This is a genomic window from Janthinobacterium sp. SUN206 (assembly GCF_030587305.1).
Classification (GTDB): Bacteria; Pseudomonadota; Gammaproteobacteria; order Burkholderiales; family Burkholderiaceae_D; genus Janthinobacterium; species Janthinobacterium kumbetense.
On sequence record NZ_JAPWIB010000005.1, the window covers coordinates 513,478 to 524,950 of the forward strand.

The following is an 11,473-nucleotide window of genomic DNA, read 5'->3' on the forward strand; positions in this document are numbered from 1 at the left end:
GAACCCTTTTTTAAGCGAGCCTATATGTGCGGTATTGCCGGTTTGATCTTCCCCTCGTCCGTCGCCGGCTTGCCCGCGGCGCTCGACGCCATGGGGCGCGCCATCGCGCACCGCGGTCCCGATGACACGGGCGTGCTCAACGCGGCCACGGCCGACGGCGCCTGGCAGGTGGGCTTGCTGCACCGCCGCCTGTCCATCATCGACATCGCCACGGGCCACCAGCCGCTGGGCAATGAGACGGGCGATGTGCAAATCATCTTCAATGGCGAAATCTACAATTTCCAGCCCCTGCGCGACGAATTGATCGCGCTGGGTCACCATTTCCGCACGGCATCCGACACGGAAACCATCGTGCATGCCTACGTGCAATGGGGCGAGGAGTGCGTGCAGCATTTCCGCGGCATGTTTGCGTTTGCCATCTGGGATGCGCGCAACGACCGCCTGTTCATGGCGCGCGACCCGTTCGGCAAGAAACCCCTGTTCCTGTGGCAGCACGAGGGAAAACTGGCGTTCGGCTCGGAAATCAAGGCGCTACTGGCCTTGCCGGACGTGGCGCCGCAAGCGGACGAGGCCGCCATCTGGGATTATTTCGCCTACCGCTACGTGCCGGGCCCGGCCACCTTGTTCCAGGGCATCCGCAAGCTGGCGCCCGGTTCCACGGCCACGTGGGAAAACGGCGTGCTGCGCGAGCGCGTGTATTACACGCCGCCCGACAGCCGGCCCCGCCTGGCGGCCCCGCTACCGGCGGACCCCGTCGCCACCTTCCTCGACAAGCTCGATGAATCGGTGCGCATCCGCATGATTTCCGACGTGCCCTTCGGCGCCTTCCTGTCCGGCGGCATCGATTCGTCGGCCGTCGTGGCGCTGATGTCGCGCCATGCGGGCGTGCCCGTGAAGACTTTTTCCGTCGGTTTCAAGGAGGGCGGCTTCAGCGAGCTGGCGTATGCTGCCGATATCGCCCGGCAATTTTCCACGGAACACCATGAGCTGGAAGTGTCCGTCGACCAGGTCATCGCCTTGCTGCCCGACCTCGTGCGTTTCCGCGACGCCCCCGTGGCCGAGCCATCCGACATTCCCATCTACCTGCTGGCGAAGGAATCGCGCAAGACGGTCAAGATGGTCTTGACGGGCGAAGGCTCCGATGAAATCCTCGGCGGTTACCCCAAGCACGTGTACGAGCGCTATGCGGGCAATTACCAGATGCTGCCGGGCCTGCTGCGCCGGGGCTTGATCGAGCCGGCCATCGGCGCCTTGCCGTACCGTTTCCGCCGCGCCAAGACGGCCATCGTCAACCTGGGCCTGGAAGCGTTCCACGAACGCATGCCGCGCTGGTTCGGCATGATGTCCGATCAGGAACGCGCGCGCCTGGTGGCCATGCCGGCGCCGGCGCGCCAGCGCGATCCCTCGCTGGGCTGCGGCAGCGCCGGCAACAGCGCCTTGCGCCGCATCCTGTGCTTCGATCAGCTGAGCTGGCTGCCCGACAACCTGCTGGAGCGGGGCGACCGCATGACCATGGCCGCGTCGCTGGAAGCGCGCATGCCCTTCATGGACCACGAACTGGCGGCGTATGTGGCTAGCCTGCCGGACGAGTACCGCGTGCGCGGCCGCACCACCAAGTGGATCTTGCGCGAAGCCATGAAGCAACTGTTGCCGCAAGCCATACTGGAGCGGCCGAAAGTGGGCTTCCGCGTGCCCGTCAACGAATGGTTCCGCGGCCCCATGAAGGATTACCTGTATGAACACTTGACGGGCGCCGGGTCGCGCACGCGCCACTATTACCATACACAAGCCCTGCAGCAGGTGCTGGCCGAGCACGTGGCCGGACGGCAAAACCACGAGAAACTGCTGTGGAGCTTGCTCACCCTGGAAATCTGGCACCGCCAGTATCTGTGAGACGTCCATGCTGAGCAACCTGTCCTGGAAACTGAACCGCTTGCGCGCCATGGGGGCGCCCGAGGTGGCGCATCGCGTGCGTGATGCCTTGCAGCAACGGCTGCAGGCGCGCGGCTACGGCCTGGCGCATGTGCCGCCGCCCGCCGTGCGCCAGCGTTTCGGCGCGCCCTGGCTGGGCATGCCCATCGACACGGCCCCGCACCTGGCGGCGGCCGAGCGCATCCTCGCGGGCCGTTTCGATGTGTTCGCCCTGCGCGATACGGAGCTGGGTTTCCCGCCGCAATGGAACCGCGATCCGAAGACGGGCACCGTCGTGCCCTTGGAGTTTGGCAAGACGCTCAATTACCGCGACGAAACCGTGGTGGGCGATATCAAATGCCTGTGGGAACCGAACCGCCACCTGGCCGTGGCCGACCTGGCGATGGCCTACCGCCTCGGCGGCGACTTGCGCCATGCGCAAGGTGTGCAAGTCCTGCTTGAATCGTGGTGGCAGCAATGTCCGTATCCGCTGGGGCCGAATTGGAGCAGCGCGCTGGAGCTGGCCTTGCGCCTGGTCAGCTGGTCGCATGCGTGGCACTTGCTCGGTGGCATCAACAGTCCCTTGTTCCAGGGTACGCAGGGGCAAGCCTTCCTGCAGCGCTGGCTCGACAGCATCTACCAGCATTGCCACTTCATCGCGGGACACTTTTCGCGCCACTCGTCGGCCAACAACCACCTGTTTGGCGAATTGACGGGCTTGCATATCGCCGCGCTCACGTGGCCTTGCTGGCCGGAAAGTTCCGGCTGGCTGGCGCAGACGGAACGCGAGCTGGAAGCGCAGGCGCTGCAGCAGAATGGCCCCGATGGCGTGAACCGCGAGCAAGCCATTTATTACCAGCACACGGTGGCCGATGAAATGCTGCTGTGCGTGCTGGCGGGCCGCGCCAATGGCCGGCCCCGCTCGGCCGCCTTCTTGCGGCGCCTGGAAGCCATGCTGGAATTTATCGCCGCCATGACGAACGTGGCGGGCGAGGTGCCGATGCTCGGCGACGCCGACGACGCGCTGCTGGCGCACTGGGACAAGGCGCCGGGCGCCAATCCCTACACGTCGCTGCTGGCCAGCGGCGCGGCCCTGTTCGGCCGCGCGGACTTCAAGGCCAAGGCGCGCACGTTCGACGAGAAAAGCGCCTGGCTGCTGGGCGAGGCGGGGAGCCAGGCGTTTGACGCCTTGCCGGACGCTGAGCCCGATACCTTGCCGCGCGCCTTCCCCGATGGCGGCTATTACGTGATGGGCGCCGGCTTTGGCACGCCCGACGAAGTGCGCCTGATTGCCGATGCCGGCCCACTGGGCTACCTGGGCATCGCCGCGCACGGCCACGCCGATGCGCTGGCGCTGACCTTGTCCGTGGCGGGCCAGATGGTGCTGGTCGATCCGGGCACCTATGCCTACCATACGCACAAGCAGTGGCGCGATTATTTCCGTGGCACCAGCGCGCACAACACCGTGCGCATCGATGGCCGCGACCAGTCCGAGTCGGGCGGCAACTTCCTGTGGCTGCGCAAGGCCAGGGCAGCGTGCCTGGCGTGGCGTGACGATGCCGATGGGCAATTCTGGAGCGCCAGCCATGACGGCTACCTGGGCTTGAAAGATGGCGTGCTGCACCGGCGCGACGTGCGCGTCGCGCCCGGCGCCGCGCTGATCGTGGTCGATGACGTGCTCGAATGCCAGGACGCGCATGAGGTGGAGTTGTTCTGGCACTTTGATCCCCGCTGCCGCGTGCAACTGGATGGCCAGGTGTTGCGCGTGACGGGCGACGCTTTCGCGCTGGAGATGCATTTACCGCCGTTGCCGGATGCTTCCGTGCAATTGGTATGCGGCAGCGACCATCCGCCGCTGGGCTGGATTTCGCACCGCTTCGATGAAAAACAGGCTGCGCCTGTGTTGGTCTGGCGCGGGCGGCTGCAAGGCGCAGCCACCTTGCGCACGGAGTTTCACCTGAGTTTGGCTACCCCTGATCTGTCAGAAAATACGAGGAAAACATGAAAATTAGCATATTTGGTTTGGGTTATGTGGGTGCCGTCTCGGCTGGCTGCCTGGCAACGGATGGACACGAAGTCATCGGCGTCGATCCGAACAGGACCAAGGTGGAGCTGATCAATCAGGGCACCACGCCCATCATTGAAAAAGACATCGGCGAAATGATCGCCGCGACCGTGAAGAGCGGCCATTTGCGCGCCACCTTCGACGTGCGCGACGCCGTTTTCGGTTCGGACATGTCGCTCATCTGCGTGGGCACGCCGTCGCAGCTCAATGGCAACCTGGACCTGAGCCACGTGCGCAAGGTGTGCCAGGAAATCGGCGCCGCCATCCGTGAAAAGGATACCTTCCACGTCGTCGTGGCGCGCTCGACCATGCTGCCCGGCTCCATGCGTTCGCTCGTCATCCCGACCCTGGAAGCGGCGTCGGGCAAGGTGGCCGGCGTCGATTTCGGCGTGTGCAACAACCCGGAATTCTTGCGCGAAGGCACGGCCGTCTATGATTACTACAATCCGCCGAAGACGGTGATCGGCGAATCCGACGAAAAGGCGGGCGCGCTGCTGGTGCAGCTGTATGAAAAGATGGATGCGCCGCTGGTGCGCACGGATGTGGAAACGGCCGAGATGGTCAAGTACACGGACAACACCTGGCACGCCGTGAAAGTGGCGTTCGCGAATGAAATCGGCAACATCTGCAAGGCCGTCGGCATCGATGGCCACAAGGTGATGGAAATCTTTTGCCAGGACACCAAGCTGAACCTGTCGCCGTACTACATGAAGCCGGGCTTCGCCTTCGGCGGCTCGTGCCTGCCGAAAGACGTGCGCGCGCTGACCTACAAGGCGCGCAGCCTGGACCTCGATTTGCCCTTGCTGAACTCTATCCTGCCGTCGAACCAGCGGCAAGTGGAAAAAGGCATCAAGATGATCGTCGACAAAGGTGCGCGCAAGGTGGGCATCCTGGGCTTCTCGTTCAAGGCCGGCACGGACGACTTGCGCGAGTCGCCGCTGGTCGATGTCATCGAGTATCTGCTGGGCAAGGGCTACGAGCTGAAACTGTACGACAAGAACGTCAACCTGGCCGCCTTGACGGGCGCCAACCAGGATTACATCCTCAATCACATCCCGCACATTTCCAAGCTGATGGTGACGAACATGCAGGACGTGCTCGATTTTGCCGACACCATCGTCATCGGCAATGGCGCGGCCGAATTCAAGACCGTGCCCGCCAGCCTGCAGCCGCACCAGCACATCGTCGACCTGGTGCGCATCAGCAAAGAACAAAGTGGAGAGCAATATGACGGCATCTGCTGGTAACACCGTGGCAGGACAGCCGCGCCGGGTGCTGATCCTGGTGGAAAACCTGCCGTCGCCGTTCGACCGGCGCGTGTGGCAGGAAGCGACCACCCTGCATGCGAACGGTTATGAAGTGTCGATCATCTGTCCGACGGGCAAGGGCTACGAGTCGCGCTATGAAGCCATCGACGGCATCCATATCTACCGCTACCACCTGCCGCTGGAAGCGGAAGGGGCGAAGGGCTACCTGGTGGAGTATTCGCTGGCGCTGTTCCACACTTTCCGCCTGGCATGGAAAGTGCATTTCGCGCGCGGCTTCGACGTCATCCACGCCTGCAATCCGCCCGATCTGCTGTTCCTCATCGGCGGCTTCTTCAAGTTGACGATGGGCAAGCGTTTCCTGTTCGACCACCATGACATCAATCCGGAGCTGTACGAAGCCAAGTTCGGCCGGCGCGATTTCTTTTATAAACTGATGGTGCTGTTCGAGCGCTGGTCGTTCCGGAGCGCCGACGTGTCGATCGCCACCAACGAGTCGTACAAGAAGATCGCCATCGAGCGGGGCGGCATGAAGCCCGAGGATGTGTACGTGGTGCGCAGCGGACCCAAGCTGGACCGCCTGCGCGTGCTGCCGCCCGTGCCGGAACTCAAGAAGGGCCGCGCCTACCTGGTCGGCTACGTGGGCGTGATGGGTGCGCAGGAAGGCATCGACTTGCTGCTGCAGGCGGCGCAATACATCGTGCAAACCCTGAAGCGCGACGATGTGCAGTTCGGCCTGGTGGGCGGCGGCACCTCGCTGGAACAGATGAAGCAGATGGCGCAGGACCTGGGCATTGCCGACTACGTGACGTTTACGGGGCGCGTGCCGGACCAGCAATTGCTGGAAATGCTCAATACGTCCGATGTGTGCGTGAATCCGGACGTGGCCAACGACATGAACGACAAGTCGACCATGAACAAGATCATGGAATACATGGCGCTGGGCAAACCGATCGTGCAGTTTGATCTGGTCGAGGGCAAGGTTTCCGCGCAGCAGGCATCCTTGTATGCATTGAAGAACGATCCCATCGACATGGCGCGCAAGATCGTCGACTTGCTGGACGACCCGGCCCGCCGCGAGCAGATGGGGGCGTTTGGCCGCCATCGCGTGATCAACGAACTGGAGTGGGAATATGAAGCGCCGAAGCTGCTGGCCGCGTATGCGCGCCTGTTTCCCGCCGCCGCGCCCGCCGCTCCCGTGACCTTGAGCAAGGATGGCCGCTGAAGTGCGCCGCCTGGCCAGCCATCCCCAACCCTGATGGAGCAGTTTGACGATGAAAGCGATGATATTGGCAGCAGGCAAGGGCACGCGCGTGCAGCCCCTGACCTATGATTTGCCCAAGCCGATGATCCCCATCCTGGGCAAACCCGTGATGGCTTACCTGGTGGAACACCTGGCGCAGCATGGCGTGACCGACATCATGGTCAACGTCAGTTACCTGCATGAAAAGATCGAGGAGTATTTCGGCGAAGGCCACCAGTTCGGCGTGCGCATCGGCTATTCCTTCGAAGGCTATACGAACGATGCGGGCGAGGTCGTGCCGCAACCGCTCGGCTCGGCTGGGGGCATGAAGAAGATCCAGGAGTTCGGCGGCTTTTTCGACGATACGACGATCGTGCTGTGCGGCGACGCCTTGATCGACCTCGACCTGGAAGCGGCCCTGCGCGAGCACCGCAGCAAGGGCGCGCTGGCGTCCGTCATCACCCTGGAAGTGCCATGGGACAAGGTGTCGAGCTATGGCGTGGTGGTCAGCGATGCCGACGGGCGCGTGCGCGCCTTCCAGGAAAAGCCGGCGCAGGCCGATGCGCTGTCCAATTGCGTCAGCACCGGCATCTACCTGTTCGAGCCGGCCGTGCTGGACCTGATTCCCGCCGGCCAGCCCTTCGATATCGGCTCGGAACTGTTTCCCCTGCTGGTCGCGCAAGGCTTGCCCTTCCATGCGCAAAAACGCCAGTACAACTGGATCGATATCGGCAGCATCAAGGATTACTGGGAAGTGCTGCAAAGCGTGCTGATGGGAAAAGTGGCCCATTTGCACGTGCCTGGCACCCAGATCGCCGATGGCGTGTGGGCCGGCCTGAACACGAGCATAGACTGGAGCGGCGGCACGCGCATCGAAGGCCCCGTCTACATCGGCTCGGGTTGCCGCATCGAAGCGGGCACGACCATCATCGGGCCGGCCTGGATCGGCCATGGCAGCCACGTCTGCGGCGGGGCCGAGGTGGTGCGCAGCGTGCTGTTCGAGTACACGCGCGTGCTGCCTGGCGTGGTGCTGGATGAAATGATCGTCTTCAAGGATTATAGTGTCGACCGTGCCGGCCAGATGCGCCATGTCTCCGACTATGAGAAAGATGCCTGGGGCAATGCGCGCGACCGGCGCAGCCTGCGCCGCGACGAAACGCCGCCGGCCCTGTATGCTGCCCAATAAACTGTTTGCGAAGTGAAACCATGAAAATTTATCCAGTCATCCTGTCCGGCGGTTCGGGCACCCGTTTATGGCCGCTGTCGCGCGCTGTGTTACCTAAGCAACTGTTGCCGCTGGTAACGGACAAGACCATGTTGCAGGAAACGGCGTTGCGCGTGACCAGCCTGCCCAACCGCCGTGCCGGCGATAGCGGACTGACCGGTTTCGACGTCATGCCGCCGCTGGTGGTGTGCGGCAACGAGCACCGCTTCATGGTGGCCGAGCAATTGCGCGAGATCGGCTTGCCGCCGCTGGGCATCTTGCTTGAGCCCGTGGGGCGCAATACGGCGCCCGCCGTGGCCGTGGCCGCGCAATTCCTGCTGGGTATCGACCCGCAGGCGCTGATGCTGGTCTTGCCGGCCGACCATGTCATCACCGACGTGGCCGCGTTTCACCAGGCGATCGCCGAGGCGGCCCTGCTGGCGGCCGATGGCGCGCTGGCCACCTTCGGCATCGTGCCGACGGCGCCGGAAACGGGCTATGGCTACATCCGCAGCGGCGCGCCCGTCAATCCGGGCGCCGCGGGCTGCAAGGTCGAGCGTTTCGTGGAAAAGCCGGACCTGGCCACGGCGCAGTCGTTCCTTGCCGCTGGTAATTATTTCTGGAACAGCGGCATGTTCATGTTCCGCGCCGAACGCTATCTGGGCGAGCTGGGGCAATTCCAGCCCGCCATGCTGGCCGCCTGCGAAACGGCCGTGCGCGACGGTTACCGCGACCTCGATTTCTGCCGCCTGCAAGAGCAGGCCTTCGCCGCCTGCCCATCCGATTCGATCGACTATGCCGTCATGGAGCATACGGCGCATGCGGTGGTGTTGCCGGCCGCCATAGGCTGGAGCGATGTCGGTTCCTGGTCGGCCCTGTGGGAAGTGCAGCAGGGGGACGCCAACGGCAACGTGGTGCGCGGCGACGTGTATCTCGATGGCGTGAGCAATTGCCTGGTGCGCGCCGAGCGCCGCATGGTGGCCGTGCTGGGCGTGCAGGACCTGGTCGTGGTGGAAACGGACGATGCGGTATTGATCGCGCACAAGGACCAGGTGCAGCGCGTGAAGCAGGTGGTCGACCACTTGAAGCAGGCGGGACGCAGCGAACACGTGCAGCACCGCAAGGTGTACCGCCCGTGGGGCAGTTATGAAGGCATCGATATCGGCGAACGCTTCCAGGTCAAGCGCATCACCGTCAATCCGGGCGGCAAGCTGTCCCTGCAGATGCACCATCACCGCGCCGAACACTGGGTGGTGGTCAGCGGCACGGCGCAAGTCACGTGCGGCGAGAAGGTGACCTTGCTGACGGAAAACGAATCGACGTATATTCCCATCGGCATGACGCACCGCCTGGAAAACCCGGGCAAGCTGCCCTTGCACCTGATCGAAGTGCAGTCGGGCAGCTACCTGGGCGAAGACGACATCGTGCGCCTGGAGGATGTCTACCAGCGCGCCTGATGGCGTTCTCATCGCAGGGCAGCCGCGCCCCTGGCCGGCTGCCTCCGATCCCTCACTTACCGGTGTACCGACCCTTGCGCAACTTCCTTTGTCTTTCGCTGGCGCTGGCCGCCGGCGCCGCCCATGCCGACGCGCCAGCCGCCGCTGCCGCAGCCGTGGCGCCGCCCGGCTTGCAGGCGTCGCAGCTGGCCATCGTCATCAACGACGCCGAACCCAACAGTGTCGAGGTGGGCGAGTACTACCGCAAGGCGCACGGCATTCCTGCCGCGAATGTGGCGCACGTGAATATTCCCAACCGCCCCCGCAAGCTCAGCATCGACCAGTTCGCGCAGTTGAAGGAACGCATCAATGCGCAGCTGAAACCCGAGATCCAGGCCGTACTGATGGTGTGGAGCGCGCCGTATGCCGTCGAATGCAATGCCATCACCGCCGCTTTCACCCTCGGTTATGACGGGGATCAATGCGCGAAGACCTGCGATCCCGGCAAGCCCAGCAAGTATTTCAACAGCGAGGCGGCGCAACCCTACACGCAGCTGGGCTTGCGCCTGTCGATGCTGCTGCCTGTCGATTTCGTGGAAGAGGCCAAGGCCGTGGTGGACCGCGGCGCCGTCAGCGGCTTTTCCGTGCCGGCCGCCAGCGCCTATTATTTGACCACCAGCGACGCGGTGCGCAACAGCCGGGCCGGTTTCTTTCCACCCGCTGGCGTCGTGCGCCAGCGCAAGCTGACCGTCAAGAACCTCAAGGCGGACAGCCTGGAAGGGGCGCAAGACATCATGGTGTACCAGACGGGGCAGGCCAAGGTGGCCAAGCTGGAGACCCTGCATTTCCTGCCCGGCGCCCTGGCCGACCACCTGACCTCGTTTGGCGGCGACCTGCAGGGCAGTAGCCAGATGAGCAGCCAGCGCTGGCTGGAGGCGGGCGCGACGGCCAGTTATGGCACTGTCAGCGAACCGTGCAGTTATTGGCAAAAGTTTCCCAATCCGACCGTGCTGCTGCGCCGCTACCTGTCCGGCAGCACGGCGCTGGAAGCGTACTGGGGCAGCGTGCTGTGGCCGGCCCAGGGCCTGTTCATCGGCGACCCGCTGGCGGCGCCGTATGCGGGTTTCCGGCGCTGAAACCGGATTCTTCCAGACAATAAAAAAGGCCCTTGCGGGCCTTTTTTCATGGTGCTGCGTGACGGTTACTTGCTTTTGCGGCGGCGCGCCAGGGCGACGAGGCCCAGTCCGGCCAGCAGCATGGCATAGGTTTCCGGTTCCGGCACGGCCGGGATTTCCGGCGTCACGGGGAGGATGCTGCCGCCCGTGAAGCCGCCACCCGAACCGCCGCCGCCGACACCGTTGCTGCCTGTGGGCAAGTTTTCACCCAGCGACGACGAAACGATCAAGGGCGCCTGGGTGTCGCCGCTGCGGGCCTGATACGAACGGCCCGGACCACGGTAGCCGGCCGCGTCATCGAAAGGACGGTTTTCTTCGGCGGCCACGAAGTCGCGCGTGATAAAGCTGAAGTCGCGGTCGTCGCTGGCACGCACCTTGCGCGGTTCGCCGGCACCGGCACCGTCAGGCAACTGGCGCGCGGTCAGGCGGTGATTATTCTCGGCCGATGACGAATTGCGGAATTCCTGGTCGGACACGATGCCGTCAAATTCCGGCGTCTTGTTCGAGCCGTCGTTGGTGCGCGTGCCGGAGCCGATGAAGCCATTGGCCAGGCTGCAGGCGCTGTAGGTGCCGTCCAGGTTGGCGTCTTTCGTATTGCCATTCGCCGATTGCGTGCTGGCCTGGCAATTCTTTTCATTCTTTTGCGCAGGCGCGGCCGTTTGTGCCTGGGCGCTGGCGCCGAAGAACATCAAGGCCGCGGCCAGCAGCAAGGGACGGGAAGAGGCTGGCGTGAAAATTGGTGTTGGCATGATCGATCTCTCAAAAGGCATGGAAGGGTGCGCCGCCGGGCGCGTGTGTCCGCATGCGATTGTTACCGCTCCCGTCCAGGCTACTGTTGCGAGCAAGGCAGGGAGTGCGTTTCAAGGTCAGGCATGGATGGGGCCTGCACTACTGGGTCTGGTGTTGCCGTTCAATTCCTTGTCAGGAACTAAACTTATTTGTTTGAATTATATCATATTGTGCAGCGGCATAACGACCTGGCTTGCTTTGTACAGCCTGGCGTTGTTGAAAGGATACTTTCGGCAGGCGGCCGCCAGCCTGGATCCGTGCTGCGCATTACTCCGTTCAGCTTAATGAAATGTCATCAACTCGTCATGCACACTGTTTAGTATGCAAATCATAAGTTCGTCATCATTTTGTCAAGAACAGCCTGCCAGCGCCTGTCCGGGTTGGC

The 11,473-nt window shown here is 63.5% G+C and carries 9 protein-coding genes; 8 read left to right on the forward strand and 1 reads right to left on the reverse strand.

Translation table 11 applies throughout. From position 1 onward, the window contains the following. Positions 1-24 precede the first annotated feature (24 nt). The 7 genes from asnB to O3300_RS25650 all read left to right on the forward strand — a co-directional run bounded on the left by asnB (position 25) and on the right by O3300_RS25650 (position 10,260). Positions 25-1,893 (forward strand): asparagine synthase (glutamine-hydrolyzing), encoded by a 1,869-nt coding sequence (gene asnB / locus O3300_RS25620; RefSeq protein ID WP_251350020.1) that lies wholly within the window; start codon positions 25-27, stop codon positions 1,891-1,893. A gap of 7 nt (positions 1,894-1,900) precedes the next feature. Then, positions 1,901-3,916, forward strand: a complete 2,016-nt coding sequence (locus tag O3300_RS25625) for an alginate lyase family protein (protein ID WP_305054483.1) — start codon at positions 1,901-1,903, stop codon at positions 3,914-3,916. Then, a complete protein-coding gene (locus tag O3300_RS25630) occupies positions 3,913-5,223 on the forward strand; it encodes a nucleotide sugar dehydrogenase (protein ID WP_077400992.1) in 1,311 nt (436 codons plus the stop codon). The genes O3300_RS25625 and O3300_RS25630 overlap by 4 nt, the downstream gene beginning before the upstream one ends. Then, positions 5,204-6,466: a glycosyltransferase family 4 protein gene (locus tag O3300_RS25635; protein ID WP_305054484.1), complete on the forward strand. Its 1,263-nt coding sequence runs from the start codon at positions 5,204-5,206 to the stop codon at positions 6,464-6,466. The genes O3300_RS25630 and O3300_RS25635 overlap by 20 nt, the downstream gene beginning before the upstream one ends. Positions 6,467-6,515: 49 nt before the next feature. Then, positions 6,516-7,670, forward strand: a complete 1,155-nt coding sequence (locus O3300_RS25640) for an NDP-sugar synthase (protein ID WP_289906141.1) — start codon at positions 6,516-6,518, stop codon at positions 7,668-7,670. 20 nt (positions 7,671-7,690) lie between these two features. After that, the gene (locus tag O3300_RS25645; RefSeq protein WP_305054485.1) at positions 7,691-9,145 is read left to right on the forward strand and encodes a mannose-1-phosphate guanylyltransferase/mannose-6-phosphate isomerase; all 1,455 of its coding nucleotides are present in this window, start codon (positions 7,691-7,693) and stop codon (positions 9,143-9,145) included. A gap of 74 nt (positions 9,146-9,219) precedes the next feature. Continuing rightward, the gene (locus O3300_RS25650) at positions 9,220-10,260 is read left to right on the forward strand and encodes a TIGR03790 family protein (protein ID WP_289906139.1); all 1,041 of its coding nucleotides are present in this window, start codon (positions 9,220-9,222) and stop codon (positions 10,258-10,260) included. 65 nt (positions 10,261-10,325) lie between these two features. Here O3300_RS25650 and O3300_RS25655 read toward each other — a convergent pair whose 3' ends face one another. Further along, positions 10,326-11,048 (reverse strand): PEP-CTERM sorting domain-containing protein, encoded by a 723-nt coding sequence (locus tag O3300_RS25655; protein ID WP_251350025.1) that lies wholly within the window; start codon positions 11,046-11,048, stop codon positions 10,326-10,328. On the opposite strand from O3300_RS25655, the gene O3300_RS25660 reads away from it, so the two are divergent. Beyond that, the gene (locus tag O3300_RS25660; RefSeq protein WP_305054486.1) at positions 11,047-11,373 is read left to right on the forward strand and encodes a hypothetical protein; all 327 of its coding nucleotides are present in this window, start codon (positions 11,047-11,049) and stop codon (positions 11,371-11,373) included. The two genes, O3300_RS25655 and O3300_RS25660, sit on opposite strands and share 2 nt — an antisense overlap. Positions 11,374-11,473: the final 100 nt, after the last annotated feature.